The following is a 25,927-nucleotide window of genomic DNA, read 5'->3' on the forward strand; positions in this document are numbered from 1 at the left end:
ACCGGACGTCAGGCGTCCGCCTCCCCCAGCGCCCGGGCCAGCACCTCCGCCAGATGGCGGCCCGGCCGGTCACCGAGGTGGTCGAGCTGGGTGCGGCAGGAGAAACCGTCCGCGAGGATCTCGGCCTCCGGGGCTGCCCCCCGTACGGCGGGCAGCAGCTGGTCCTCGGCGCAGGCCACGGAGATGTCGTAGTGGCCGCGTTCGAAGCCGAAGTTGCCGGCCAGGCCGCAGCAGCCGCCGGACAGCCCACCGGTGAGGCCGGCGCGCTCCCGCAGCCGGCGGTCGGCGGCGTCACCGAGCACGGCGTGCTGGTGGCAGTGGGTCTGCCCGGCGACCGGACGGTCCAGGCGCGGCGGCTGCCAGTCGGGCGCGAAGTCCTCCAGGGTCTGCGCGAAGGTCCGTACGGAGGCGGCCAGCCGGGGCGCCCGGGGGTCGTCGGCGAGGAGCTCGGGGAGGTCCGTGCGCAGCGCGGCGGCGCAGCTCGGTTCGAGGACGACGAGGGGGCGGCCGGCGGCGAGCAGCGGGGTGAGGACGTCGAGGGTGCGGCGCATCACCGCGCGGGCCCGGTCCAGCTGGCCGGTGGAGACATAGGTCAGGCCGCAGCACAGCGGAGGCTGGTGCAGCCGGGGCAGGGCGGGCTGCGGCAGGGCGCCGCCGGCCTGCCGCAGGGGGGCGGTCGGCGGGAGGAGCGGGCGCAGCCCGGCCGCTTCCAGGACGCGGACGGCGGCGCGCCCGACCTCCGGGGAGAGGTGGTTGGTGAAGGTGTCGGGCCACAGCAGGACGGTGCGGCCGGTGGCCGGCGGCGGCGCGGCCCGCCGGCGGCGGCGCCACCACCAGCGGGTGAAGGTCTCGGGTGCCAGCGCGGGCAGGGGACGCTCGGGGGCGACGCCGGCGAGGCGCTTGGCGACCCCGGCCAGCGGCGTACGGGCCAGGGCGTTGACGACGGGGGCCGCCGGGGCCGCGGCGTGCAGCCACTGGGGCAGCCGGCCCATGGAGTAGTGGGCGGCGGGGCGCAGCCGCCCCGCGTAGTGGTGGTGGAGGAACTCCGCCTTGTAGGTGGCCATGTCGACGCCGACCGGGCAGTCGCTGCGGCAGCCCTTGCAGGACAGGCACAGGTCGAGCGCGTCGTGCACCTCCGGCGACCGCCAGCCGTCGGTGATCACCTCGCCGGCCAGCATCTCGTGCAGCAGGCGGGCCCGGCCCCGGGTGGAGTGCCGCTCCTCCCCGGTGGCGCGGAAGGACGGGCACATGACGTCCGCGGAGCCCGCGGCGGTCCGCTCGTTGCGGCACTTGGCCACGCCGACGCAGCGGCGCACCGCGGCGGAGAAGTCGCCGTTGTCGTGCGGATAGCCGAACGCGACGGGGACCGGGCGCCCGGGCAGCGGCGCGAAGCGGAGGTTGTCGTCGAGCCGGTCGGGCCGTACGAGCATGCCCGGGTTGAGGCCGGCGGCCGGGTCCCAGAGGTCCTTGAACCGGCCGAAGAGGCCGACGAGTTCCGGCCCGTACATCTTCGGGAGCAGCTCGGCGCGGGCCTGCCCGTCGCCGTGCTCACCGGAGAGCGAACCGCCGTGCGACACCACCAGATCGGCCAGGTCGTGGGAGAAGTCGCGGAAGCGGCGGACGCCGGGCGGGGTCAGCAGGTCGAAGTCGATACGGACGTGGATGCAGCCGTCACCGAAGTGGCCGTAGGGGGTGCCGCGCAGGCCGTGCTGGGCGAGCAGCGCACGGAAGTCCCGCAGGTACGGGCCCAGCCGGGCCGGCGGCACCGCGCAGTCCTCCCAGCCGGGCCACGCCTCCGACCCGTCCGGCATCCGCGTCGCGGTGCCGGAGGCGTCCTCACGGATCCGCCACAGCGCCCGCTGGCCGGCCGGGTCGGTGACCACCGCGTGACCGGTGGTGCCGTCCGCGGCCGCCGCCCGGCAGAGCGCCTCGGCGCGGGCGGCCGCCTCCGCGGGCGACGCCCCGCCCATCTCCACGAACAGCCAGGCGCCGCCCGCGGGCAGCCCCGCCGCGGAGCCCACCAGGTCGGCGGCCATCCCCTCGACGGTCATCGGCCGCTGCGGCAGCAGGGTGTGCGCGGCCTCGGCGGCGGCGCTCTCGTCGGGGTAGCCGAGGACGGCGAGCACCCGCGCGGCCGGCGTCTCGACGAGCCGCACGGTCGCCTCGGTCAGCACGCCCAGGGTGCCCTCGCTGCCGGTGAGCGCGCGGGCCAGGTCGCTGCCCTGCTCGGGCAGCAGCGCGTCCAGGGCGTAGCCGGAGATCCGCCGGGGAAGGTCGGGGTAGCCGGTGCGCAGCAGCGCCAGCTCCGCGTCGACCAGCGCCTTGACGCCGTCCCGCAGCCGCGGCGGCAGTCCGGTCGGGGCACCGGTGGGCCCCGTACCGCGGCCGGCCCGCACCCGCTCGCCACCGTACGTCAGCAGCTCCAGCGCGCGGACACTGTCGGCGGTGGTGCCCCACGCCACCGAGTGCGAGCCGCAGGAATTGTTGCCGATCATGCCGCCGAGGGTGCAGCGGCTGTGCGTGGAGGGATCAGGGCCGAAGGTCAGCCCGTGGGCGCCGGCCGCCGCCCGCAGGTCGTCCAGGATGACGCCCGGCTGGACGACGGCGGTGCGGGCGTCGGGGTCCAGCGACACGATCCGCCGCATGTGGCGGGTGAAGTCCAGCACCACGCCGACGCCGGTCGCCTGCCCGGCGATGCTGGTCCCGGCGCCGCGCGGCACCACCGGCACGCCGTGCTCCCGGCACACCCGCAGCGCCGCCGCGACATCGTCGGCGTCCCGGGGCGCGACCACCGCCCGGGGCACCCGCCGGTAGTTGGACGCGTCCATCGTCATCAGCGCCCGGTCGGCCGCGGCGGACGAGACCTCCCCCCGCACCGCGGCCGCCAAGTCCTTCGTCAGGTCCCGCTTCTCCGTCTCCGTGCGCTCAGCCATGCCCCCAGCCTTCCCACTGGGGCGGGGTCATGCCCCGGCCGACGCGCGGCCGGCCGCCGCGGCCGGGTGGAACCGGAAGAGGTTCTCCGGGTCGTGCGCGGCCCGGAGGTCCGCCAGCCGCCGCTGCTCGTCGGCGCCGTGCACGCTGCGCGCCACCTCCGCCGCGTCCGGCCGCTGCCCGTGGCCGCCGAAGAGGAAGTTCACGCTCCGGCCGAGCCGCCAGGGGGCGACGGCCGCCAGCGCCTCGGCGTGCAGCGCCCGAACGGCCGCCCGCCCCGCCTCGGGCGCGTCACCCGGCAGCGGCGACAGCAGGCGCAGCGCGTACCGGGCGTCGCGGTGGCCGACGGCCGTGGCCGCCGTGTCCCGCGCCGCGAGCGCGCCCCCGAGGTGGTTGAGCTGCACCACGCACATCACCGGCGCGGCCGGCCCGGTCAGCGCGGCCACCCGCCGCAGCGCCGCCGCGTCCACCCCGCCGAGCAGCGCGTTGTCACCGTCGTAGGCGTGCGGCTCGCTCGGGTCCCGGTGGATGGTGTGGGACGCGGCGTACGGCATCTCCCGCAGGTCGTCGCTCACCCGCGGGCCCACCGCGCGCAGCGGCGCCACCAGCCGCTCGCCCTCCTCGGCGCTGCCCGTGTACGCGATCCGGACGTGCACCAGGTACCGGCCGCGCAGCTGCTCCGGCAGCTGCGGCAGGTCCGGGTAGGCGATCAGCGCGACCGAGGACGTCAGCGCGTCGGGAACGTCCCGGGTCCAGCGCAGGTACGCCGCCAGCACCTCGTCGACCCGCTCGCCGCCGAACACCAGCTGCCCGCCGTAGAGCCGCGCCACCGGCATCAGGGCGAACTCCATCGCGGTCACCACCCCCAGGCCGTGGCCACCGCCCAGCAGCGCCCCGAACAGCCCGGGGTCGCGCTCCGCGGTGACCCGCCGCGGCCGGCCGTCGGCGGTGACCAGGTCCACCGACCGCACGTGGTCGGCGGCGAAGCCGTAGGTACGGGCCAGCCCGCCCACCCCGCCCCCCAGGGTGTACGAGACGACGCCGACGCCCGGGGACGAGCCGTTGAGCGGCGCGAGGCCGTGCGGGGCGGCCGCCTCGACGACCCGGCCCCAGACCACGCCCGCCTCGACCCGCGCGGTGCGGGCCGCCGGGTCCACCCACACCCCCGCCATCCGCCCGGTGCTGATCAGCAGCCCGCCGTCGGTGGCCGCGGACCGCCCGTGCCCGGTGGCCTGCACCGCCACCGGCAGGCCGTGGCCGCGGGCGAAGCGCACCGCGGCGGCCACGTCGCCGGCGCACCGCGCGCCGACGACGACGGCCGGCCGGTGCGGACCCGCCAGCTGGAAACCGGCGCACTCGGCGTCGTAGCCGGCGTCGCCGGGGAGGAGGACAAGGCCCCGCACCTCCCGGGCGAGGGCCGCCGGGGCGGCGGGGCCGAGGGCGGCAGCGGGGCGGGTCTGCGTGCGGTCGATGCTCTGCATGTCCCGCACCCTGCCGCGATAACTTGACACACGCCGTCATATATAAAAACGACTGTGAAGTCGGACCGCCTGCTCTCGATCCTGCTGCTGCTCCAGACCCGCGGCCGGGTACCCGCCCGGGAACTCGCCGAACGGCTGGACGTCACCCCGCGCACCGTCTACCGCGACGTCGAGTCGCTGTCCGCGGCCGGTGTCCCGGTCTACGCCGAGCGCGGCCGGCACGGCGGGATCGCACTGCTGCCCGGCTTCCGCACCGACGTCACCGGGCTGACCACCGACGAGGCACGCGCCCTGTTCGTACTGGCCGCGCAGGGCGCGCACACCGCGCTCGGCCTGGACGACGCCCTCGGCTCGGCGCTGCGCAAGGTGATGGCCGCGCTGCCCGCACCGCACCGCCCGGCCGCCGAACTGACCGGCCGCCGCATCCTGGTCGACCCGGACCGATGGCGCAGCGGCCCCCGCCCCGCCGTCGACCTGGACGACCTGCACACCGCCGTCTTCACCGACCTGCGACTGCGGATCCGCTACCGGCACGGCGGCGAGACCCGGCTGCGGACGTACACCGTCGACCCCTACGGGCTGGTGGCCAAGGCCGGCACCTGGTACCTCGTCGCGGACCGGCGCGCCCGGCCGCAACTGTTCCGGGCCGACCGGGTGGCGTCCGCGACGCTCACCGACGCGCCGGTGCGGCGACGCCCCGGCGTGGAACTCGCCGACGTCTGGCAGCAGCTGCGGCAGCAGGTGGAGGACCGGCCGGACGGGATACGGGTCACCGCCCGCATCCGCCGGGAGCGGCTGGACATGGCCGTCCGGATCCTGGGCGGCGCGCTGACCGGACCGCCCCGTACGGGTGACCCGGACGGCGACGCCACCGGCGACGGCGACTGGGCCGTCCTCGACCTGACGTTCCCCGTCGCCCGGGCCGTCCGCCAGCTCCTCCAGTTCGGCGACTCCCTGGAAGTCCTCGGCCCGCCCGAGGCCCGCCGGGTGATGGCCGACGCCGCGGCCGCCGTCACCGCCGTCTACGCCACGGACCCCCGGCCCGCGTGACGGCCCCGGCCCGTCCGCCGTACGGTCCCCGCCATCTCACCCGCTGGACGCGGCGCCGAGCCCCGCACCACGACGGATTACGCTTCGTCCGTGGCTGATATCCAGATTCCCGCTGACATCAAGCCCGCCGACGGACGCTTCGGCGCGGGCCCCTCCAAGGTGCGTACGGAGGCGCTCGGCGCCCTGGCCGCCACCGGTGACTCCCTGCTCGGCACCTCCCACCGCCAGGCCCCGGTCAAGAACCTGGTCGGCAAGGTGCGCGACGGGGTACGCGACCTCTTCCAGCTCCCCGAGGGCTACGAGGTCGTCCTCGGCAACGGCGGCTCCACCGCCTTCTGGGACATCGCGACGCACGGCCTGATCGAGCGCAAGTCCCAGCACCTCTCCTTCGGCGAGTTCTCCTCGAAGTTCGCCAAGGCCGCCAAGCTGGCGCCGTGGCTGGACGAGCCCACCGTCATCTCCGCCGACCCGGGCAGCCACCCGGACCCGGCGGCCGAGGAGGGCGTGGACGTCTACGCCTTCACCCACAACGAGACCTCGACCGGTGTCGCCGCGCCGATCGAGCGGGTCGCCGGCGCCGACGCCGGCTCCCTCGTCCTGGTCGACGCCACCTCCGGCGCCGGCGGCCTGCCCGTCGACATCGCCGAGACCGACGTCTACTACTTCGCCCCGCAGAAGTCCTTCGCCTCCGACGGCGGGCTGTGGCTGGCGGCCTTCTCCCCCGCCGCCCTGGAACGCGCCCGCACCGTCCACGCGTCCGGCCGGCACATCCCGGAGTTCTTCTCGCTGCCCACCGCGATCGACAACTCCCTGAAGAACCAGACGTACAACACCCCGTCGCTGGCCACCCTCTTCCTGCTCAACGAGCAGCTGGAGTGGATCAACGGCCAGGGCGGCCTGGACTGGGCGGTGCGCCGCACCGCCACCTCCGCGCGCACCCTCTACGGCTGGGCCGAGGAATCCAAGTACGCCACCCCGTTCGTCACCGACCCGGCCAAGCGCTCGCAGGTCATCGGCACGATCGACTTCAACGACGACATCGACGCGGCGGCCGTCGCCAAGGCGCTGCGCGCCAACGGCATCGTCGACACCGAGCCCTACCGCAAGCTCGGCCGCAACCAGCTGCGGATCGCGATGTTCCCGGCGATCGAGCCGTCCGACGTCGAGGCGCTGACCTCCTGCGTCGACTACGTCATCGGCCAGCTGTAACGGCACACCCGGCGTGACGCGCCACGGGCCCCGGCACCACCGTGCGCCGGGGCCCGTACGCGTCCCCGGACCGGCAACCGCGAACCGCCGGCCCCGGCCCCGCCCGCGGAAACCCGCCTACGACCGCCGCCGCAGCAGCCTGCGGACCCCCACGACCAGCGCCGCCGCCACCGCCAGGACCACCGCGCCCTTCACGAAACCGGGCTCCAGCTTCTGCCCGCCCGAACTCCCCTTGCCCCCGGCGCCGTCGGCCCCGTCCCCGTCCGCCGCGTCCCCGGCGGACCGCGCCGAGTCCGGCAGCTGCGCGCCGCTCAGCCCGACCGGCTTGACCTCGCTGTCCCGCCCCTCCGACCCGTACATCAGGGTCCGTCCGTCGAGGGTGAAGGTGACCGACTCGCCCTGCTGCTGGATCGGCACGCCCACACTGCCGATGTCCTTCGGGCCGCCCTGCTCCCAGCGGTACATCCGGGCACCGAAGTAACTGCGCATCACCAGGCGGGTGCCGTCCGGGGAGAACGCCCCGTCCGTCACCCACAGTTCGATCGGCGCGACCTTGCGGAACACGTTGGTGCCCCCGGTGGTGAGGCGGGCCGGCCCCTCGTAGAGCGCGCCACCGCCGTCCTCCTTCTTGCTGGCGATGTACACCCGGCCGGTCTTCGGATGCACCATCAGCGCCTCGGCGTCCCGCGGCCCGTCGGCGTACTTCACGGTGAACTGGGTGGCGGTGACGGTGGCGTCCCGCAGCCGGCGCGGCTCGGGGAAGCGGTAGATCCAGACGTGGTTCCAGGTACCGCCGAGGTTGTCGCCGATGTCGCCGACGTAGATCGCACCGTCCGGGCCGATCGAGATCGCCTCGACGTCGCGCGGCGCGCCGATGCCGCGCAGGGTGATCCGGGCGACCGTACGACCGGTCCGGCCGTCGACGGCGTAGACGTACGGGCCGTCGTCACTGTCGTTGTGGGTCCAGTAGATCCCCGGGTGCAGCCGGCTGGCGGCCAGCCCGCTGGACTCGGTGATCCGCGGATCGCCGAGGGTGAAACCGTCGGGCTCGTCAGCCGCCGCGGGCACCGCCGCCGCGGCCCACAGGATCCCCGCGGCACCGGCCGCGCACAGAAGCGAACGCATGGGCACAGACTGCCATCCCGGAGCCCGGCCCGTGCGGCGTGGCCAGCGTCACGTACCAGGTGGGAGGCGTCTCGGCCATCATGTCCGGATGAGGATCATGTTCGTCGGCGACTCCATGACGATCGGCAGCGCCGGCGATTTCACCTGGCGCTACCGGATGTGGCAGCACCTGAACGCGACGTTCGACGGCCCGTACCGCATCGTCGGCCCGCGCCGCACGCTCCACGACCCCGCCGGCGACGCCCCCACCTCGCACGCCTACGCCGACCCCGCCTTCCCCGAGGACGCCCGCCGCCACCTCGCCGGCTGGGGCGAGGGCTGGCTGCACATGGCACCGCTCATCGGTGACGCGGTCCGCCGCCACGACGCCGACACCCTGCTGGTCTCCCTCGGCCTGATAGACCTCGGCTTCTACACCGACGCCGACCAGACCGCCGACAACGTACGGGAGTTCGTGGCCGCGGCACGGGCGGCGGCACCGCACATCCGGATGGCGCTGATGCCCGTCATCCCCAACGTCCGGGCCACCGCCGACGCCGCGTTCGCCGCCCAGTGCGAACGCTTCAACGAACTCCTCGCCAAGACCGTCGCCGACCTGTCCACCCCCCGCTCCCCGCTGCTGCTGGCCTCCGAACCGGCCGGCTGGCGGACCGCGCACGCCACCTACGACGGCACCCACCCCTCGGAACACGGCGAACGACTGCTGGCGGGCGCCTTCGCCGAGGCACTCCACCAGGCATGGGGCGTCGGCGGGCCCTACCACCTCGCCGCCCCCGCCCCCGAGCCCGTACCGGCCCCCTGAACTCCACCGCCCCACCACCACCGTGACGGGGCGTCGGCCTTGCTTCGAGCGCACTCCAAGGCGTTGGCTGAACCACCATGGAGTACACGCAGCTCGGACGCACCGGACTCAAGGTCAGCCGACTCGTCCTCGGCACGATGAACTTCGGTCCCCAGACCGACGAGGCGGACAGCCACACCATCATGGACGCGGCGCTCGGCGCGGGCGTCAACCTCTTCGACACCGCGAACGTCTACGGCTGGGGCGCCGACAAGGGCCGCACCGAAGAGATCGTCGGCTCCTGGTTCGCCAAGGGCGGCGACCGGCGCGACAAGACCGTGCTGGCCACCAAGGTCTACGCCAACATGGCACCCGACGGCGAGCCGGCCTGGCCCAACCACGACAAGCTCTCCGCGCTCAACATCCGGCGCGCGGTGGACGCCAGCCTCCGGCGGCTGCAGACGGACCACATCGACCTCTACCAGTTCCACCACGTCGACCGGGACACCCCCTGGGACGAGATCTGGCAGGCCATGGACGTCCTCGTCCAGCAGGGCAAGATCCTCTACGCCGGCTCCTCCAACCACGCCGGCTGGCACATCGCCCGCGCCAACGAGACCGCCGCCCGCCGCGGTTCGTACGGCCTGGTCAGCGAGCAGTGCCTGTACAACCTCGCCGAGCGGCGCGCGGAGATGGAGGTCATCCCGGCCGCCGCGGGCTACGGCCTGGGCGTCATCCCCTGGTCCCCGCTGCACGGCGGGCTGCTCGGCGGCGCGATCCGCAAGGAACGCGAGGGCGGCGCGGGCCGTACGGGCACCGGCCGGTCCGCCGACGCCCTCGCGGACCCCACGGTCCGCGCCCGGATCCAGTCCTACGAGGACCTGGTCGCCAAGCACGGCCTGGAGCCCGGCGAGGTCGCGCTGGCCTGGCTGCTGACCCGCCCCGGCGTCACCGGCCCGATCGTCGGCCCCCGCACCGTCGACCAGCTCGCCTCCGCGCTGCGCGCCGTCGAGCTGACCCTGCCGGCGGAGCTGCTGGCGTCGCTGGACGAGATCTTCCCCGGCCCGGGGCCCTCGCCGGAGGCGTTCGCCTGGTGAGCCGGGTGGCCGCGGCGCGCTGACGCCGCGGCCGGCCGTACGGTGCTCAGCGCACGGCCGCCGCCACGATCACGACGACGAGCAGCACGACGAACAGGCCGGACATGATCCGGTTACGGGTCTTCGGGTCCACCCCACGAGCGTAACCGGGGTGGACCCGGAACCTTCACCGGCCCGGCCCCTTCGCCGCCCCGGCCCGCCCGCCCGGGCGCCTCCCCGCCCCCTCAGTGCCCGAGCGGCCAGGAGGCGATCTCCTCGTAGTGCGGCTGGCTGCCCGCCCCGCCAGCGGGCGGGTGGCTGCGCATCAGGGACAGCGCCCCGACCGTCCAGGCCGTGCCGGCGTACTCCTTGAGGGCGCTCGCGTACGGGGCGAGGCTGACGCCGGCGACGCGGTTCCGGGCGAGGGTGAGGTGCGGGGTGTAGGGGCGGTGCTCCTCCTGCATGGCGACGCCCGCCCGGCGGCCCGCGGCCGCCGCCGAGCCGGCGAGCCGGCCCATCTCGGGGCGGTCGCCGTCGGCCCCGGCCCACACCACACGGTCGGCGAACCGGCCGCCGCCGGCGATCCGCAGCTCGTAGGGGGCGCGGCGGTGGGCGGCACGGGCCAGGCGTTCATGCAGGTCGGGAAGGAGGTCCTCGGCGACCTCACCGTAGAAGGCCAGCGTGAAGTGCCAGCCGTCCCGGCCGGTCCAGCGCAGCCGGTCCGCGGCCGGCAGCTTGCGCAGCTGCGCCACCTCGACGGCCAGCTCTCCGAGCACGGCGGCGGGCGGCAGGACGGCGGCGAAGAGTCTCATGGAGGTAGGCGTACGCCGTGGCCCCGCGGTCGTCAATTCCACCGGGCCGGCCGGGGCGGAAGCGCGTTCCGCCCCTGCCGGGAGCCGCGCCGGCGAAGCGGCGGCGGCCGGGTCCCGCCGGTCTACGCGGCGGGGGCCAGCGCCTTCTCCCCCGAGGGGGCGGCCGCTCCCGGGGCCCTGGGCACGAACGTGAGGTGCTGGTGCCCGCGGCGCAGGTCGATCTTGAGCCGGAGGCCGCCCACGCGGGCCAGCACCAGACCGATCAGACCGGCGGCCGTCAGGGAGATCACCCCGCCCGCCAGGAAGCCGATCCGGGCGCCGAAGGCGTCGGTGACCCAGCCGACGACGGGTGCGCCCAGCGGGGTGCCGCCCATGAACACCATCATGAACAGGCTCATCACCCGCCCGCGCATCAGCGGGTCGGTGGCCATCTGGACGCTGGAGTTGGCGGTGACGTTGATGGTCAGGCCGACCATCCCGATCGGCGCGAGCAGCGCCGCGAAGAGCCAGAAGGACGGCGCCAGCGCGGCGGTGATCTCCAGCGCGCCGAAGAGCATCGCGGCACCCACCAGCAGGCGGAGCCGGGAGCCGGCGCGGCGGGCCGCGAGCAGCGCGCCGATCAGCGAGCCGGCCGCCATCAGGCCGTTGAACAGGGCGTACGTGCCGGCGCCCTGGTGGAAGACGTGGTAGACGAACGCGGTCAGCCAGATCGGGAAGTTGAAGCCGAAGGTGCCGATGAAGCCGACGAGGACGATGGGCCAGATGAGGTCGGGGCGCTGCGAGACGTACCGCAGGCCCTCGCGCAGCTGGCCCTTGCTCCGCGGGACGCGGTCGACCTTGTGGAGTTCGGCGGTGCGCATCATCAGCAGGCCGGTCAGCGGGGCGATGAAGGACAGGCCGTTGAACAGGAAGGCCCAGCCGCTGCCGAAGGCGGTGATCAGCACACCGGCGACGGCGGGGCCGATCAGGCGGGCGGACTGGAAGTTGGCCGAGTTGAGGCTGACGGCGTTGCGGAGGTCGTCCTGCCCGACCATCTCGGAGACGAACGCCTGCCGGGCGGGGTTGTCGACGACGGTGGCGAGGCCCAGGAGCAGCGCGACGAGGTAGACGTGCCAGACCTCCACCTGGCCGCTGAGCGTGAGCCCGGCGAGGGTCAGGCCGGTGAGTCCCATGGCGGACTGGGTCAGCAGCAGCAGCTTGCGCTTGGGGAAGCGGTCGGCGATGACGCCGCCGTAGAGGCCGAAGAGCAGCATCGGCAGGAACTGCAGGGCGGTGGTGATGCCGACCGCGGCGGACGAGCCGGTGAGGCTGAGCACCAGCCAGTCCTGGGCGATGCGCTGCATCCAGGTGCCGGTGTTGGACACCATCTGGCCGGTGGCGAAGAGCCGGTAGTTACGTATGCGGAGCGAACTGAACGTGCCCTTGCGCGGCGGGGCGGCGGGGCCTGCGGCGATGCCGGGGGTGGTGCCCCGTGCGCTCGCGGTCGCGGTCGCGTCGTCGGAAACCGTGTCGTGGTGGGAGTTCGGTGCGGGGGCGGAAGGTGCTCCGGATCCCGTACTCAAAGTGGGTTCGCCTCCTCGGCGTGGGGGTTACAACTGGGCGAGTTTCTCCAGTACCGGTGCGGCCGCCCGCACCTTCGCCCACTCGTCCTCGTCCAGCCCGGAGGCCAGCTCGGCGAGCCAGGCGTTGCGCTTGCGGCGGCTCTCCTCGAGCATCGCCTCGGCCTGTTCGGTCTGGGTGACGACCTTCTGGCGGCGGTCGTCGGGGTGCGGTTCGAGCCGGACCAGTCCCTTGGCCTCCAGCATGGCCACGATGCGGGTCATCGACGGCGGCTGCACGTGCTCCTTGCGGGCCAGCTCACCGGGGGTGGCGCTGCCGCAGCGGGCCAGGGTGCCGAGCACCGACATCTCGGTGGGGCTCAGCGACTCGTCGACCCGCTGGTGCTTCAGGCGGCGGGACAAGCGCATCACGGCGGACCGCAGCGCGTTGACCGCGGCGTCGTCTGGGGTGCCCTCCCGGCCGTCGGACTGGGGGCGGGACAGTTCCGGCATGGTCTTTAGCATAACTCATTACCCTCTCTAATAAAAGCTGCGAGGGCTCACCACCCCGCGAGATCACCCATACGAGTGAGGACGCGGCCGAAAGCGACACACCTGACCACGCAAGGACGGGACCGTGTCCGTATGGGATCGCAAGTGCTCAGCCTGCGCGTGGAGGGCGAGCTGCTGGAGCGCCTTCGGCAGCACGCCGCAAAACGCGGAATGAGCGTCCAGGACTATGTGGTCCGGACGCTCATCCGCGAGGACTTCGACGAGCGGTTCAAATCCTCGGTCGACGAAACCGAACGCCTGGGCATCTGGGGAACCGTCACCTGACCCCACCCCACCCCCCAAACTCTTCACTCTCCGCCACCCTCAGCCGGAAACTAATCACTCTCCGTGTTCGTTCCCGAAATGGAAGGGAGGTGAGGAGGGAGAGGAGAAGGCAGTAGGGAGGAGCGAGGAGGGACAAGGAGGAGGCGGTACCGGCCGGCGTCACCCCATCGCCGCTACATGGCTGCTACTTGGCCGCTACTCGGCTGCTACTTGACGCCGAGCGCCATCTCGATGGGGTGCAGCAGGAAGTACACCAGGAAGCAGAAGCCGACGACGTCCAGCAGCCAGGGGATCTCCTTGAAGCGGCCGGTGGCAGTCCGCAGCAGGATGAAGGCCAGGACGCCGATGCCGATGCCGTTGGTGATGCTGTAGGTGAACGGCATCGAGATGATCGTCAGGAACGCCGGGATACCGACGGTGGCGTCGCCCCAGTCGATGTCCTTGACGTTGGCGGCCATGATCAGGAAGCCGACGACGAGCAGCGCGGGGGTCGCGGCCTGCGACGGGACGACGGTTGCCAGCGGCGTGAAGATCAGCGCGAGCAGGAAGAGCCCGCCGGTCATCAGGTTCGCCAGGCCCGTCCGGGCCCCCTCGCCGACGCCGGCCGTGGACTCCACGAAGCAGGTGTTGGCGGAGGCGGAGCCGAAGCCGCCGCCCGCGACCGCGATGCCGTCGACCATGAGGATCCGGCCCATGCCCGGCAGGTTGCCGGTCTCGTTGTCCACCAGCCCGGCCTCCTCGCCGACGCCGATGATGGTGCCCATCGCGTCGAAGAAGCCGGAGAGCAGCACGGTGAAGACGAAGAGGCAGCCGGTCAGTACGCCGACTTCCTTGAAGCCGCCGAAGAGGCTGATGTGGCCGATCAGGCCGAAGTCCGGGGCGCCGATGATCTTCTCGGGGACGTTCGGGACCGCCAGGCCCCAGGCCGCGTCCGGGGTGTTGGTGACGGCGTTGAGGATGATCGCGACGACGGCCATGGTGACCATGCCGATCAGGATCGCGCCCTTGGTCTTGCGCACGATCAGCACGAACATCAGCGCCAGGCCGAGGACGAAGACCAGCACCGGCCAGCCCTTGAGCTGGCCGCCCTGGCCCAGGCTCATCGGGACGGTGGTGTGCGCGGCGTCCGGGTTGCGGCTGACGAAGCCCGAGTCGACCAGGCCGATCAGCGAGATGAACAGCCCGATGCCGATGGCGATGGCGCGCCGCAGGCCGTTGGGGATCGCGTCCATCACGCGCTGCCGCAGGCCCGAGGCGACCAGGATCATCAGCACCAGTCCGGCGAGCACGACCATGCCCATCGCGTCCGGCCAGCTCATCTTGGGGGCGAGCTGGAGCGAGACCACGGCGTTGATGCCGAGGCCGGCGGCGATGGCGATCGGGACGTTTCCTACGACGCCCATCAGGACGGTGCTCAGCCCGGCCATCAGCGCGGTGGCGGTGACGAGCTGACCGTTGTCCAGATGGTGACCGAACTTGTCGACTCCAGAGCCGAGGATGATCGGGTTCAGCACGATGATGTAGGCCATCGCGAAGAACGTCGCCAGGCCGCCGCGGAGTTCGCGGCTTACCGTCGACCCCCGCTCGGAGATCTTGAAGAAGCGGTCCAAGCCGTTCTTGGGGGGCTTGGGGGCCGGGTTCTCAAGGGTGTCGACCGGCGTGGTGGCCGAGGGGGACATACGGGGACCTCAGTCGGACGGGCCTGGGCAGGCGCGGGGGCCCGAGGGCCCGGAACACGTACAGAACAGGGATACAGAACATGAATATCCGGATCACCTTGGATGAATCGACGATCCAATCCGGTCAGATCCAGAAAGGTTCAGTATGAATAAACAATGCAGTGATCGCTATCTCCGCGCGTAGACCCCTGTGAGGCAGGGGTTCGCCGCCGCGCCCGGTGCGCGGGCCTCCCCCGTTCGGCTGTCGCCCGGCCGCCCCCGGACCCCGGCCCTCGATCCGGCCCTCGCGCCGCGGGCTCCACCGTCCGGCGCCGAAGTCGCCCCCCGTAAGCTGAGCACCATGTGGAAGAAGTCCGAACTGCGCGATGCCCCGGCGCCCCTGGAGGGCCCCGTCGTCGGGACGATCACCGGCGGCACGATCATCTGGTTCGTGCTCTTCCTCGGCCAGCTCCCCTTCTACGGCTGGTACGCCGACAACGGCCACGCCTGGTGGGTATGGACCTGCCTGGCCGGCGGCGGCCTGGGGCTGCTCGGCATCTGGTACGTCCGCAAGCGCGACGCCGCGATCAAGCGCGCCGCGGCGGCGACCACCGACCCCTCCTGACCCGACAGCCGGCAGCCGACATCGGGCACCCCAGGCCCGGCAGCCGACATCGGGCACACCGGGCCCGGCATCCGGCATCCGGCGGTGGCCTCGCCTGCCCCGGTGCCCTACGGCGACCACTCCTGACGCGAGAGCCCGCGCCGCTCACTCCCGGCAGCCGCTCGCCCCGAGAGCCCACGGTGGCCCCGGCGGCCCCGGCGACCCCTGCGGCCGGCCCTGAGGACGACCGGCCCCGCCCGTCCCCGGCTCCCTCCGGCCCGACTGCCCCGCCCCGACTGCCCCGCCCCTCCCAGCAGGTGCCCGGCGCCGTCCGCCCGTAACGTCGAGGGCATGACGGAGCGGGCGAGGGCCGGGGCCGGCGGGGGCCCCGGGCCGGGCGGCGGCGAGCCGGCCCGGCGGGCCGGGCGGGAGCCGGTCAATCCGGGCCTGACCGGCGCCGAGGTCGCGGAGCGGGTCGCCCGGGGCGAGGTCAACGACGTGCCGGTCCGCTCGTCCCGCTCCACGGTCGACATCGTCCGCGCCAACGTCTTCACCCGCTTCAACGCGATCATCGGTGTGCTCTTCGCGATCATCTTGGTCATCGGCCCGATCCAGGACGGCCTGTTCGGCTTCGTGATCGTCGCCAACACCGGTATCGGCATCGTCCAGGAGCTGCGCGCCAAGAAGACCCTGGACAAGCTCGCGGTCATCGGCGAGGCGAAGCCGGCCGTCCGGCGCGACGGCGTGGCCCGGCCGGTCCCCACCTCCGGGGTCGTCCTCGACGACGTGATCGAATTCGGCCCCGGCGACAAGGTCGTGGTGGACGGCGAGGTCCTGGAGAGCGACGGCCTGGAGATCGATGAATCGCTGCTGACCGGCGAGGCCGAACCGGTCGTCAAGAAGCCCGGCGACCCGGTGATGTCCGGCAGTTTCGTGGTCGCCGGCGGCGGCGCGTTCACCGCGACCAAGGTCGGCCGCGAGGCGTACGCGGCTCAGCTCGCCGAGGAGGCGAGCCGCTTCACCCTGGTCCACTCCGAGCTGCGCACCGGCATCAGCCGGATCCTCAAGTACGTCACCTGGATGATGGTGCCGACCGCGATCGGCCTGATCCTCAGCCATCTGCTGACTCTCGGGCTGCCCGGCGACGCGGCGGTCCGCCGGATGGTCGCCGGGATCGTGCCGATGATCCCGGAAGGGCTGGTGCTGCTCACCTCCGTGGCGTTCGCCGTCGGCGTGGTCCGGCTGGGCCGCAAGCAGTGCCTGGTGCAGGAACTCCCCGCCATCGAGGGCCTGGCGCGGGTCGACGTCGTCTGCCTGGACAAGACCGGCACGCTGACCGAGGGCGGGATGGACGTCAGCGCGCTCCGGCCCCTGGGGGCCGCCGCCGCGTCCGAAAAAGACGGAGCCGGCGATGGAGGTGGGGCGCGGGGCGGGGACGGGGGCGACGCGGCGGCGTACCTCGGGCAGGTGCTCGGTGCGCTCGGTGCGGCCGATCCGCGTCCCAATGCCTCGCTTCAGGCGATCATCGATGCCTATCCGGCGCCCGACGGCTGGCGGGTCACCGGGGCTCTCCCGTTCTCCTCCGCCCGCAAGTACAGCGGCGCGGCCCTGGAGGGCCCCGACGGCGCGCGCACGACGTGGCTGCTGGGTGCCCCGGACGTTCTGCTGCCGTCCGGCGACGGGCGTCTCACCGAGGTGGACGACCTCAACGCGCAGGGGCTGCGGGTGCTGCTGCTGGCGCGCACCGCGCGGGAGCTGGACGGTCTCGATCCCGGCCGGGACGTGTGCCCGGCGGCTCTGGTCGTCCTGGAGCAGCGGCTGCGCCGCGAGGCCCCCGACACCTTGCGCTATTTCGCCGAGCAGGGCGTCGCCACAAAGATCATCTCTGGTGACAACGCGGTGTCGGTGGGCGCGGTGGCCGGCAAGCTGGGCCTGCCGGGTGCGGACGCCGCGGTGGACGCCCGCGGGCTGCCCGCCGAGGCGGACGCGAGGGCCGCCGCACTCGACGGGACCACCGTCTTCGGGCGCGTCACGCCGCAGGAGAAGCGGGACATGGTCGGCACGCTGCAGGTGCGCGGCCACACCGTGGCGATGACCGGCGACGGCGTCAACGACGTCCTCGCCCTGAAGGACGCCGACATCGGTGTCGCCATGGGCTCCGGTGCCGAGGCCACCCGGGCCGTCGCGCAGATCGTCCTGCTCGACAACAGTTTCGCGACGCTGCCGTCGGTGGTGGCCGAGGGGCGTCGGGTCATCGGCAACATCACCCGCGTCGCCACCCTGTTCCTCACCAAGACGGTCTACTCGGTGCTGCTCGCCGTCCTGGTGGCCTGCTGGCAGATCCCCTATCCCTATCTGCCGCGCCACCTGACGCTGCTCTCCACGCTCACCATCGGCGTCCCGGCGTTCTTCCTCGCCCTGGCGCCCAACACGGAGCGCGCCCGCCCGCACTTCGTCCGCCGGGTCATGCGGTACGCGATCCCGTCGGGCCTGATCCTCGGTGTCGCCGCGTTCGTCACCTACCTGCTGGCCCGCGCGTACTACAGCGGGCCCGGCGCCCTGTCCGCCGAGACCAGCGCCGCCACGCTGACCCTGTTCCTCGCCGCGCTGTGGGTCCTGGCGATCATCGCCCGCCCGTACACCTGGTGGCGGGTCGCCCTGGTCGTGGCGATGGGCGCGGCCTTCCTGGTCGTCCTGGTCACGCCGTCGCTGCAGCACTTCTTCGCGCTGCGTCTGGTCGGTACGACGATGCCCTGGGCGGCGGTGGCCGTCGCGGCGGTCGCGGCGGCCCTGCTGGAGGTCAGCTGGCGCTGGGTGGCGCGCCGGTTCCCCGCCTGACGTGGCGGTTTCCCCGCCTGACGTGGCGGTGGACCGGGTGACCGTGACGGCGGGACAGGCGACCGTGACGGCGGGACGGTGACGCCTGGGACGGGTGCGTCCCGGCGCCGTCCTCGGGCATCCGGGGTGGTGCGGGGGATGCGCGGGCGGCGCCGGGACAGGGAAGCCGCTGGTGAGGGAGTGCAGCGGCCGGGCCTTCCGCGTCAGCAGTCGGGGACCGCCGGCGGATTGGCACCGCAGTTGTTGGGCGAGTTGTGGACGATCGGGCTCGCGAGCAGCGAGACGCTGCCGGAGTTCTTGTAGATGCCTCCGCCGTCGGTGGCGGCGGTGTTGTCGTGCACGCCGCTGGCGGTGAGCGTCAGCGCGTTGTCGGTGTAGATCCCGCCGCCGAGGTCGGCCCCGTTGTCGCGGACCGTGCTGGCCGTGAGGATCACATGGCCGCCGAAGTTGGCGATGCCGCCGCCCACGTCGTCCCCGGCGTCGCCGTTGCGGACGGTGATCGTGGTGAGGGTCAACTGGCCCTGGCCGGACGGCTCGTGCGAGGGGCCGTCGACCTCGATGATCCGGAACGGGTCGGCCTCGTTGTCGCGGGTGATCGTGGTGCCCAGGCCGGTCATGGAGATCGGGCTGGTGATGTTCGGGAGGCCCGACGGCCCGTCGCCGTCGCCGCCGTGCGCGCTGGTCAGGGAGTAGGTGCAGAACGGGGCCAGGATCAGCGTGCCGCCGCCGGCGGCGTTCGCCGCGTCGATCGCGTTGACCAGCGCCCCCTCACTGCACGGGACGATGGTCGGGCTCGCGGCCTGCGCGGCCTGCGCGGTCGGGGCGGTGACCGCGCACAGCGCCAGAGCACCGGACACGGTCATGAAGCGGAGAATTCGGATGGCTCGCACAACGCCTCCTCGGGAGGGTTTTTGAGCTACCCGCACCAGCCGAGGTCTCCTGGCGAAGACCCGATGCTGATGCCGTCCTCCGGCAAGGCGCGATCATGCACCGCGGACTGGGCCCCTGCGGACTGGGCCCCTGGGGCCTGGTGGCTGCCACACTGCGCTCCCTGACGGAGGGATGGGCAGCCCACCTGATCGGACATCGAAAGTAAGGCATTCAGGTGACAGCGGCGGCAAGGGCGCCGCCCCAAGGTCACCCGTTCGGCGCAGCGTGCAATGCGCCCTTCGCCCTCCCCCACCCTGCCCAACGCCCGGCGGACAGGACGTGTCGGCCCGCCCTAACGGCCCGGTCACGGAAGCGCGCCGGGCATGGCGTCGCCTTTCGCTTCCCCCTACCCTCCGCCCCATGAAGCTGATTGCGGGGGACCTCACGCACCAGGTCCTGGCGAGTTCGCACCACTATCACCACTACCACCACTCCTACGGGAGCGGCGGTGACGGTGTCATGGACTGGTGGGAGTGGCTGATTCTGGGCGTCGGCGTGGTCGTGGTGATCGGGGCACTGATCAAGAAGTTCAGCTCGGACTGAGCCGCGCCCCACGACTTTCGGCCACTCGCCGTACGTCGCGCAGCGCGTCGCTGAGCCCCCTGGCGAGGTAACGCAGCTCCCGGGTCCCGGTCTTGTGGTCGGCGAGCATGTCGGCGGCGTGGCCGAGGATCTCGTCCGCCATGTCGAGCTGTAGGCGCTCGATGGTGTCGGCGACCCGGGACACGTAGCCGGCGCCGTCGCCCACGAGGTAGCAGGGTTTCCCGTCGGGTCCGGCCCAGGGCAGCAGCCGGGTGGGTGCGGGGTGGATCGTCATGCGACGACCTCCGGCCCGTGGGTCCGCGAGGCGGGAACCAGTCGTCGCGGCAGCGCTCGGCAGAGGCGGGCGTCAGGTTTGCGCACGTCGTCAACTCCGGGTTGATGGCCTTGCCCCCGGGTCGTTGCCGCGGCCGCGGGGGTCCTGCGGTTACTCACCATTGCTGATCGTGCACGCTGGGTACAGGCTTGACCTGTCACCAAAGTCCAGCAGTGGACAGCACGTTGAAGGTGAGTTCGCACGATGGAGCTGAACAACGAGGACGACGGCAGGGCCACCCCGCGCACGGTGCTCGGTCGCCGCCTGCGCCGCCTGCGGGAGGCCGCCGACCTCTCCCAACGGGCCCTGGCCGACAAGGTCGGTTACCCGCATACATACCTCAGCCGGGTGGAGCGGGGGGAGCAGTTACCGTCGCAGGCACTGGCCGAGGACCTGGACACGCATTTCGCCACGGACGGGCTCTTTGTCGAGTTGTTGTCGATGGCGCAGGATGCGTCAATTCCTGACTACGGACGAGCCGTACTTGACGGAGAAGCCAAGGCTGCCCGTATTCAAGTCTTCGAGAGCAGCTTGATCCCCGGGCTTTTGCAGACCGACGATTACGCACATGCCTTGATCCGGACATCACTGCCCGGCGAGTCCGAGGAAGGGGTCAGCGACAAAGTCGCAGCACGAATGCGCCGCAAGCACGTATTCGAAAGGAAGGAACCACCGTTCTACTGGGCAATCATTGACGAAGCAGCACTTAGGCGACCAATTGGGGGCGCAAGGTGCATGACGGGGCAGATTTGCCACCTCCTCGCGATGGCTCAGTCACCGCACACTTCGATTCAGGTCCTGCCTTTTACTCAAGGGGAGCACCCACTGATGGCGGGGAGTCTGATCCTGCTCACTCTCACGAACGGCACAACGACCGGATATGCCGAGAGCTTCGCTTCGGGTGAGTCGGTAGAGTCGCCGCGACGCATCCTCCAGCTCACCCAGCGTTTTGATATCGCTCGTTCCATGGCATTGCCGGAGAGCGGATCCCTCGACCTGATCCGCAGCTACTTAAGAGGGTACGAAGTTGAAGAAGACTCCTGACGCGCCTGCACCAACTGCCTGGCGCAAGTCCAGTTACAGCAACGGCGAAGGAGCCGCGTGCGTCGAGGTCGCCGACAGGCACCCTGGCGTCGTCCCGGTCCGCGACTCCAAGAATCCGCACGGCCCGGCCCTGGTATTCCCGATAAGTTGCTGGTCGTCATTCGTGGCCGCCCTCAAGTGCGACGAGTTGGGGCGCTGAGTACGAAGATGAAGTCGATTCCTGACGCAACGACCATGAGCGACTGGCGCAAGTCCAGTTACAGCAACGGCCAGGGAGCCGAGTGCGTCGAGGTCGCAGACGGGCATCCCGGCGTTGTTGCCGTTCGCGACTCCAAGTGCCCGCACGGGCCCGCCGTGGCCTTCACGGCTGACAGCTGGTCGTCCTTCGTCACCGCCGTCAAGGACAGGACGTTCTCCGGCTGAGCATCGGCCCCCGTCGCGACATGACGGGGGCCGGGCTCGGGTTCGGTCCGGGGTCAGTCGAACCAGCGGGCCCGGGCCAGTTCTTCGCCTCGGGCCGGGTCCTCCAGGAGGGCGGCGACCTCGAAGCGGCGGGGCCACTGGCCGGTTGACCAGGCGAGGCCCGCCGCGACGCCCTCCAGGGTCGCGGCGTGCAGGGTGCCGTCGGGGGTCAGGCGCCAGTCGAGTTCGGCGGTCTGCCCGGGGCCGTCGCCGACGAGGAGTTCCTCGTGTTCGAGGTACGAGTCGGGGGTGTCGGCGCCGAGCAGCACCCGTACGGCCCGGGGTACCTCGTGGCGGACGCCGTCGGAGCGGACCTCGGCGGCGACGGCGTCGCTCAGCCGGCGGACCTGGAGCAGTTCGGCGAGTGCGGCGGCGCGGTCCGGGGGCACCGGCAGCAGGGGGAGGCGGGCCGCCAGCGGCATCAGGTCCGGGGCGTCGGCGACCACGGTGTCCGCCGCGTCCGCGACCCGTACGTCCTGGTCGAGCACGGCCCGCAGTTCGTCGGGCAGCGTGACCTGGTCGGGGTCGAGTTCGGCCAGCAGGCCGTAGAGGGCGTGGAGTTGGGCGGCGCCGACGGTCAGGTCGGGGTCGGCGAGGCGGGCGAGGAGTTCCGCCGCGCCGCCCGGTTCGTCGAGGAGGGCGGCGACCGAGGTCCGTACGCCGAGTGCGCGCAGCACCTGGGCGTCGACGTCGCCGGCGTCCGCGGACTCGTAGAGCCCGGCCAGGAGGGGGTCGCCGCCGGCCGAGCGGAGGCCGGCCGGGCGGCGGCCGTCCAGCACGGGGTGGCCGCGCAGCCACCAGGCGGTGTAGGGGCGGACGGACTCGGTGGTGCCGTCGGGCAGGAGGACGCGGACGGGGGCGGTGAGCGCGTCGCGCAGCGGGGGCCGGGAGAGCATTTCCAGGACCTGCGGCCAGGCGTCGTCGTCGACCAGGTCGAGGTCGCGGACCGCGACCAGTTCGGTGACGACCGGCGGGACGGGGGTGTCCGGGAGTGCGTCGAGGATGTCCTCGCACCAGACGTCGACGGCGTCCAGCAGTCCGGTGTCGTCGGGTTCGGCGAAGTCGCCTTCCCGCGGCTCCATCTCGTCCGGGTCGAGCACCACGTCGGTGGCGCGGACGAGGGCGAAGTCCGCGAGGACGCCCACCGCGGTCAGCGGCTGCTCGCCCCAGCGTTCCGCCAACTCCGTGTCGCAGGCGGCGAGTTCACCCTCTCGGATGACCCGTTCGAAGGGGCTTCCCGGGTACACCAGCTCACCCGCGGGGGCGAGTTCGCCGTCCTCGTCGGGCAGGGCGAGCGCGCCGAGCCAGGGTTCGTCGCCGGGCGCGAGGCGGGCGTCGCGGACGAGTCCGAGGACGGTGTCCGCGAGTTCCTCGGCGCCGAGCGGGGCGCCGGGTCCGCCGCCGGTGAAGTCGTCCGCGAAGAGGTCGTAGGCGTCCTCGTCGGCGTCCAGCGAGTTGGCGACGGCCGCCCGGACCTGGGGGGTCGTCAGGACGGCGCGGGGCGCGGCCGGGGTGGCGCCGAGCTTCTCCAGCAGCGGGTGCGCCGCGTCGGGGTGGGCGACCTTCAGGCCGAGCCGGGCGAGCGTGCGGTGCCGGGCCTCGTCGGTTTCGGCTCCGTCCGGGCTGCCGGCGGGCAGTGGCAGCAGTACCTGGCGGGGTCCGATGGTGGTCCGTGCGGGTCCGGGGGCTCCGCCGGGGCCCTGGCCGGCGGTGCCGGCGAGCGGCACCGGCAGGCCGCTGAGCCGGTCCGGGTCGGTGCCGGCGAGCGCGTCGTAGAGCCGCCACCACCAGCCCGGCGGCCGTTCGACGCCGGCCAGCCGGTCGACCATCTCGCCCAGCGGCACCCGGGCGACGCCCAACGCCCGCAGTTCGGGGCGGCGTTCGAGGCCGGCGGGCAGCAGGCTGGGGAAGAGTTCCGCCAGTACCGCGACGGTCGCGGCGCCGGCGCCCTCGACGAGTTCGGCGTCGACGGGCCGCAGGACGTAGCGGTCGGCGGCTGCCTCGACGGTGTCCCATTCCTCCGCCGGGGTGTCCGCGGGGCCGCCCGGTTCGGCCGCCGCGGCGCGGCCGGCGCTCGGCAGGAACCGTACCCGCGGCAGCAGTTCCAGTACCTGGCGGCGGAGTTCGCCGTCGAGGCCGCCCTTGCCGAGGGGGCCCGGCACCAGGTCGAGGGTGCCGACGGACACCGGTTCCCAGTCGGCGAGCAGCGCCGCGTAGGTGGCGGCCGCGCGGCCCACCAGGAAGTCGGCGAGCGGGCCCGGGGCGACGTGGCGCCGGGTGGGCTCCAGGGGGAACGAGGCGATCAGCAGGGCGGGCAGGGCGAGCGGTTCGTCGGTGGGGGTGGGGGCGTGCACCACCGGGGCGGTGGTCGCCCGGGCCGGTGCGCCGTCGGCGTCGACGGGCACCGCCCAGGTCACCGTCCAGGCGGGCCGCAGGCGTTCCTCGACGGGCCGGTCGGCGAGCAGGGCCGGGTCCAGGGGGCCGTTGTCGGACGCGACCCGCCAGCGGGTGGTGCCCCGCTCGCTGTCCTCGATGAGGACGTGGCGGCCGTCCTCGCGGCGGCGCAGTTCGCGTACGCCTTCCGGGGTGTCGACGATCACCTCGGCGAGGCCGGGCAGGGTCAGCAGCAGCGCCGCGTCGATGCCGGTGAGCAGCCGCTCGGCGAGGTCCTGTGCCGCGACGTCGCGCAGCGGCAGGACGACCGCGGTGTCGTAGCCCTCCGGCGCGCCGCCCTCCGCGGGCAGCGGCAGCCGCAGCAGCGGTACGTGGCCGTCGCGGCGGCGCAGTTCGCCGCCGAGGCCGGGGCTGTGCGCGGCGACGTCCTCGGTCATCGCGCGGGCCTCGGCGAGGGACCAGCGGACGCCGCCGGTGCGTCCGACGAGGGCCGGCTCGTCGCTGACGGAGAGGACCGCGGCGAAGCCGACACCGAAGCGGCCGACGGCGCCGGCCGAGATGCTCGGCTCCCGTTTGGCGGAGGCGCGCAGCGTCGACAGTGATTCGACGCCGGTGGCATCGAGGGGTGCGCCGGTGTTGGAGGCGACGAGTACGGCGGGGGCCTCGCCGTCGGCGGGGTGCAGGGTCAGCCGGAGGCGGCCGGGGACGCCGGCGCGGGCCGCGGCGTCGGCGGCGTTCTGCGCCAGCTCCACGGCGAGTCGGTCACGGTAGCCGCCGAGCGCGAGGTCTTCCTCAGCGTTGGCGTCCTCCCGGAAGCGGGCCGGTGAGGTGGCCCAGGCGTCCAGCACGCCGCGCCGCAGCCGGGCCGTCCCGAACGGGTCTCCGGCGGTGCCTCGCACCCACGACGTAGCGGTCACGTCTCTCGTCTCCTCGGTATGTGGTTGGCCGGCGGCCGTTGGCACGACGGTATCGCCCCACGTCGCCGGGTGGGCCGCCGCGCCTGTGGTGTGGTGCTTCACCGGCCCGCGGCGGGGAGGGGAGGCCGGAAGCCCGGCCGCAGCGTGGTGCGGCCGGGCTTCCGGGTGGTGTGGTCCTGCGGTTGTCCGGGCGGGCTCAGCTGTGGCCGAGTTCCTCGCCGGGGCCGGTGTCCTCCACGGAGCCGCCGTCCCGCTCCGGCCGCAGGGCCAGCGGTTCGACGACGGTTTCGTCGACGACCGGCGGCGCGGGACGCGGCGGCTTCGGCATGACGGCGGCTTCGGAGTGCGCGCCGCAGCCGTAGGCGAGGGACACCACCCGGCCGTCCGCCGGGGAGAATTCGTTGGCGCAGACGCCGAACGCCTGACGCAGGGAGCCGGGCAACAGCGTGAGGAAGCCGCAGGTCACGCAGGTGGCGGGGGCCGCCTGGGCCATGGCGGTCTTGGGGCCGAAGGCTTCTTCCCAACGGTCCGCGGCGGCGTGCAGGCCGTAGCGGGACAGGACCCGGGCGCGGCGCATGCCCAGTTCCTCGGCGAGCGCGGCGATGCCGCCCCGGGCGGGCGGCGGCTGGTGGGCGGGCGAGCCGGGGAGGACGTCCGCCTCCTCGGTGTCCGCGACGTCGGCGGCCATGCCTTCGGCGACGGCGGAGTTCGGCGGTGGGGTGTCCTCGCCGGAGAAGCCGGGCTCCAGGCGCAGGTCCTCGGCCTCGGTGGGCAGCAGGTCGCCGGGGCCCATGTCGCCGGGGCGCAGCCGTTCGCTCCAGGGGACCCATTCCGGTGCGAGGAGCGCGTCGGGGCCGGGCAGCAGGGCCGTCTCGTCGATGGTGACGTGCTTGGCGCGGGAGGCGCGGGCGACGGTCACGGCCCAGCGCCAGCCGCGGTATCCGGGGTCGTTGGCGGTGAACAGGTGGGTGACGACGCGGTCCGCGTCGGCGACGGCTCCGATGTGCTCACCGACCATGCCGGGGAGTGCGGCTTCCTCGGCCGCCGTCCTGGCAAGGTCGACCGCCTCGGCGCACAGGCGGTCCGGGGTACGGCTTCGCATCGCAGCACTCACAAGAATCGATTCTCTCTTCCACGCCGTCTCACGAGTGCGCCAGCCGGAGCTGTCCTTGTCCTGTCCGGACGACCGGCGGTGACGGGGCGGGCGGAGCGGACCTGGGGACCGCGTCGACGTCCGCGCCCGATCGGTTCGGTCGAGCGCACCTCTTACGACCCATTCTGCGGGATCGTGGATCGCAATGAGACACGCGGCCACGTCCGACCGCCGGTGGCGCGCTACACACGCTACCCCTTCAACGGTGTACGACTCCTCGGTGGGAGCGGC

22 protein-coding genes are annotated in these 25,927 nt (G+C 73.3%); 11 read left to right on the forward strand and 11 right to left on the reverse strand.

The window, feature by feature from the left end; translation table 11 throughout:
• Nucleotides 1–8: 8 nt before the first annotated feature.
• Nucleotides 9–2,933, reverse strand: coding sequence for an FAD-binding and (Fe-S)-binding domain-containing protein (locus SL103_RS32010; protein ID WP_069572449.1), 2,925 nt, complete (start codon nt 2,931–2,933; stop codon nt 9–11).
• A 27-nt stretch (nt 2,934–2,960) separates the two neighbouring features.
• A complete protein-coding gene (locus SL103_RS32015; protein ID WP_069572450.1) occupies nt 2,961–4,412 on the reverse strand; it encodes an FAD-binding oxidoreductase in 1,452 nt (483 codons plus the stop codon).
• A 54-nt stretch (nt 4,413–4,466) separates the two neighbouring features.
• Here SL103_RS32015 and SL103_RS32020 point away from each other — a divergent pair, with 54 nt between their 5' ends.
• A complete protein-coding gene (locus tag SL103_RS32020; protein WP_069572451.1) occupies nt 4,467–5,462 on the forward strand; it encodes a helix-turn-helix transcriptional regulator in 996 nt (331 codons plus the stop codon).
• Between the two features lie 90 nt (nt 5,463–5,552).
• On the forward strand, nt 5,553–6,671 hold the full coding sequence (serC, locus tag SL103_RS32025) for a phosphoserine transaminase (protein WP_069572452.1): 1,119 nt from the start codon (nt 5,553–5,555) through the stop codon (nt 6,669–6,671).
• Between the two features lie 117 nt (nt 6,672–6,788).
• Here the strand turns inward: serC and SL103_RS32030 are convergent, their stop codons facing one another.
• Nucleotides 6,789–7,796 carry a hypothetical protein gene (locus SL103_RS32030; protein WP_069572453.1) on the reverse strand — a complete coding sequence of 336 codons (1,008 nt, stop codon included), beginning with the start codon at nt 7,794–7,796 and terminating at the stop codon, nt 6,789–6,791.
• A gap of 88 nt (nt 7,797–7,884) precedes the next feature.
• On the opposite strand from SL103_RS32030, the gene SL103_RS32035 reads away from it, so the two are divergent.
• Both SL103_RS32035 and SL103_RS32040 read left to right on the forward strand, forming a co-directional pair.
• The gene (locus SL103_RS32035) at nt 7,885–8,598 is read left to right on the forward strand and encodes a GDSL-type esterase/lipase family protein (RefSeq protein WP_069572454.1); all 714 of its coding nucleotides are present in this window, start codon (nt 7,885–7,887) and stop codon (nt 8,596–8,598) included.
• Between the two features lie 77 nt (nt 8,599–8,675).
• A complete protein-coding gene (locus tag SL103_RS32040; protein WP_069572455.1) occupies nt 8,676–9,674 on the forward strand; it encodes an aldo/keto reductase in 999 nt (332 codons plus the stop codon).
• 224 nt (nt 9,675–9,898) lie between these two features.
• Here SL103_RS32040 and thpR read toward each other — a convergent pair whose 3' ends face one another.
• From thpR to SL103_RS32055, 3 genes are all read right to left on the reverse strand, one after another.
• Complete coding sequence (thpR, locus tag SL103_RS32045; protein ID WP_069572456.1) at nt 9,899–10,465, reverse strand: RNA 2',3'-cyclic phosphodiesterase; 567 nt, start codon at nt 10,463–10,465, stop codon at nt 9,899–9,901.
• 122 nt (nt 10,466–10,587) lie between these two features.
• Entirely contained in the window at nt 10,588–12,027 is a 1,440-nt protein-coding gene (locus SL103_RS32050; protein ID WP_069572457.1) for an MFS transporter, read from the reverse strand.
• A gap of 27 nt (nt 12,028–12,054) precedes the next feature.
• Complete coding sequence (locus SL103_RS32055; RefSeq protein WP_069572458.1) at nt 12,055–12,516, reverse strand: MarR family winged helix-turn-helix transcriptional regulator; 462 nt, start codon at nt 12,514–12,516, stop codon at nt 12,055–12,057.
• Nucleotides 12,517–12,648: 132 nt separating this feature from the next.
• Here SL103_RS32055 and SL103_RS32060 point away from each other — a divergent pair, with 132 nt between their 5' ends.
• Nucleotides 12,649–12,840, forward strand: coding sequence for a hypothetical protein (locus SL103_RS32060; RefSeq protein ID WP_079146089.1), 192 nt, complete (start codon nt 12,649–12,651; stop codon nt 12,838–12,840).
• Nucleotides 12,841–13,046: 206 nt separating this feature from the next.
• Here the strand turns inward: SL103_RS32060 and SL103_RS32065 are convergent, their stop codons facing one another.
• Nucleotides 13,047–14,519 (reverse strand): NCS2 family permease, encoded by a 1,473-nt coding sequence (locus SL103_RS32065; protein WP_069572460.1) that lies wholly within the window; start codon nt 14,517–14,519, stop codon nt 13,047–13,049.
• 340 nt (nt 14,520–14,859) lie between these two features.
• Between SL103_RS32065 and SL103_RS32070 the strand changes: the two genes are divergently transcribed.
• The gene (locus tag SL103_RS32070) at nt 14,860–15,123 is read left to right on the forward strand and encodes a DUF2530 domain-containing protein (RefSeq protein ID WP_069572461.1); all 264 of its coding nucleotides are present in this window, start codon (nt 14,860–14,862) and stop codon (nt 15,121–15,123) included.
• 330 nt (nt 15,124–15,453) lie between these two features.
• Nucleotides 15,454–17,940: an HAD-IC family P-type ATPase gene (locus SL103_RS32075; protein ID WP_069572462.1), complete on the forward strand. Its 2,487-nt coding sequence runs from the start codon at nt 15,454–15,456 to the stop codon at nt 17,938–17,940.
• Nucleotides 17,941–18,143: 203 nt separating this feature from the next.
• On the opposite strand, the gene SL103_RS32080 is transcribed toward SL103_RS32075, so the two are convergent.
• The gene (locus tag SL103_RS32080; RefSeq protein WP_244304089.1) at nt 18,144–18,803 is read right to left on the reverse strand and encodes a hypothetical protein; all 660 of its coding nucleotides are present in this window, start codon (nt 18,801–18,803) and stop codon (nt 18,144–18,146) included.
• Nucleotides 18,804–19,230: 427 nt separating this feature from the next.
• Between SL103_RS32080 and SL103_RS32085 the strand changes: the two genes are divergently transcribed.
• Nucleotides 19,231–19,413, forward strand: a complete 183-nt coding sequence (locus tag SL103_RS32085; RefSeq protein ID WP_069572463.1) for a hypothetical protein — start codon at nt 19,231–19,233, stop codon at nt 19,411–19,413.
• Here the strand turns inward: SL103_RS32085 and SL103_RS32090 are convergent.
• A complete protein-coding gene (locus SL103_RS32090) occupies nt 19,400–19,687 on the reverse strand; it encodes a hypothetical protein (protein WP_069572464.1) in 288 nt (95 codons plus the stop codon). The two genes, SL103_RS32085 and SL103_RS32090, sit on opposite strands and share 14 nt — an antisense overlap.
• A gap of 243 nt (nt 19,688–19,930) precedes the next feature.
• Here SL103_RS32090 and SL103_RS32095 point away from each other — a divergent pair, with 243 nt between their 5' ends.
• The 3 genes from SL103_RS32095 to SL103_RS32100 are packed head-to-tail and all read left to right on the forward strand — an operon-like array spanning nt 19,931 to nt 21,193.
• Entirely contained in the window at nt 19,931–20,770 is an 840-nt protein-coding gene (locus SL103_RS32095) for a helix-turn-helix domain-containing protein (protein WP_069572465.1), read from the forward strand.
• On the forward strand, nt 20,754–20,969 hold the full coding sequence (locus SL103_RS36605) for a DUF397 domain-containing protein (RefSeq protein ID WP_079146090.1): 216 nt from the start codon (nt 20,754–20,756) through the stop codon (nt 20,967–20,969). The genes SL103_RS32095 and SL103_RS36605 overlap by 17 nt, the downstream gene beginning before the upstream one ends.
• A 35-nt stretch (nt 20,970–21,004) precedes the next feature.
• Nucleotides 21,005–21,193: a DUF397 domain-containing protein gene (locus SL103_RS32100; protein ID WP_244304090.1), complete on the forward strand. Its 189-nt coding sequence runs from the start codon at nt 21,005–21,007 to the stop codon at nt 21,191–21,193.
• A 53-nt stretch (nt 21,194–21,246) separates the two neighbouring features.
• On the opposite strand, the gene SL103_RS32105 is transcribed toward SL103_RS32100, so the two are convergent.
• Nucleotides 21,247–24,525, reverse strand: a complete 3,279-nt coding sequence (locus SL103_RS32105) for a sacsin N-terminal ATP-binding-like domain-containing protein (RefSeq protein ID WP_069572467.1) — start codon at nt 24,523–24,525, stop codon at nt 21,247–21,249.
• A gap of 214 nt (nt 24,526–24,739) precedes the next feature.
• The gene (locus tag SL103_RS32110) at nt 24,740–25,645 is read right to left on the reverse strand and encodes a DUF3027 domain-containing protein (RefSeq protein ID WP_069572468.1); all 906 of its coding nucleotides are present in this window, start codon (nt 25,643–25,645) and stop codon (nt 24,740–24,742) included.
• Nucleotides 25,646–25,927 lie beyond the last annotated feature (282 nt).

The sequence above is a fragment of the Streptomyces lydicus genome, from assembly GCF_001729485.1.
Classification (GTDB): Bacteria; Actinomycetota; Actinomycetes; order Streptomycetales; family Streptomycetaceae; genus Streptomyces; species Streptomyces lydicus_D.

Coding starts and splice junctions, on each gene's coding strand:
- SL103_RS32010 (WP_069572449.1), bottom strand. CDS start 2,933: ATGGCTGAGCGCACGGAGACGGAGAAGCGGGACCTGACGAAGGACTTG.
- SL103_RS32015 (WP_069572450.1), bottom strand. CDS start 4,412: ATGCAGAGCATCGACCGCACGCAGACCCGCCCCGCTGCCGCCCTCGGC.
- SL103_RS32030 (WP_069572453.1), bottom strand. CDS start 7,796: ATGCGTTCGCTTCTGTGCGCGGCCGGTGCCGCGGGGATCCTGTGGGCC.
- SL103_RS32035 (WP_069572454.1), top strand. CDS start 7,885: ATGAGGATCATGTTCGTCGGCGACTCCATGACGATCGGCAGCGCCGGC.
- SL103_RS32040 (WP_069572455.1), top strand. CDS start 8,676: ATGGAGTACACGCAGCTCGGACGCACCGGACTCAAGGTCAGCCGACTC.
- thpR (WP_069572456.1), bottom strand. CDS start 10,465: ATGAGACTCTTCGCCGCCGTCCTGCCGCCCGCCGCCGTGCTCGGAGAG.
- SL103_RS32055 (WP_069572458.1), bottom strand. CDS start 12,516: ATGCCGGAACTGTCCCGCCCCCAGTCCGACGGCCGGGAGGGCACCCCA.
- SL103_RS32060 (WP_079146089.1), top strand. CDS start 12,649: ATGGGATCGCAAGTGCTCAGCCTGCGCGTGGAGGGCGAGCTGCTGGAG.
- SL103_RS32065 (WP_069572460.1), bottom strand. CDS start 14,519: ATGTCCCCCTCGGCCACCACGCCGGTCGACACCCTTGAGAACCCGGCC.
- SL103_RS32070 (WP_069572461.1), top strand. CDS start 14,860: ATGTGGAAGAAGTCCGAACTGCGCGATGCCCCGGCGCCCCTGGAGGGC.
- SL103_RS32075 (WP_069572462.1), top strand. CDS start 15,454: ATGACGGAGCGGGCGAGGGCCGGGGCCGGCGGGGGCCCCGGGCCGGGC.
- SL103_RS32080 (WP_244304089.1), bottom strand. CDS start 18,803: ATGACCGTGTCCGGTGCTCTGGCGCTGTGCGCGGTCACCGCCCCGACC.
- SL103_RS32085 (WP_069572463.1), top strand. CDS start 19,231: ATGAAGCTGATTGCGGGGGACCTCACGCACCAGGTCCTGGCGAGTTCG.
- SL103_RS32090 (WP_069572464.1), bottom strand. CDS start 19,687: ATGACGATCCACCCCGCACCCACCCGGCTGCTGCCCTGGGCCGGACCC.
- SL103_RS32095 (WP_069572465.1), top strand. CDS start 19,931: ATGGAGCTGAACAACGAGGACGACGGCAGGGCCACCCCGCGCACGGTG.
- SL103_RS32100 (WP_244304090.1), top strand. CDS start 21,005: ATGAGCGACTGGCGCAAGTCCAGTTACAGCAACGGCCAGGGAGCCGAG.
- SL103_RS32110 (WP_069572468.1), bottom strand. CDS start 25,645: ATGCGAAGCCGTACCCCGGACCGCCTGTGCGCCGAGGCGGTCGACCTT.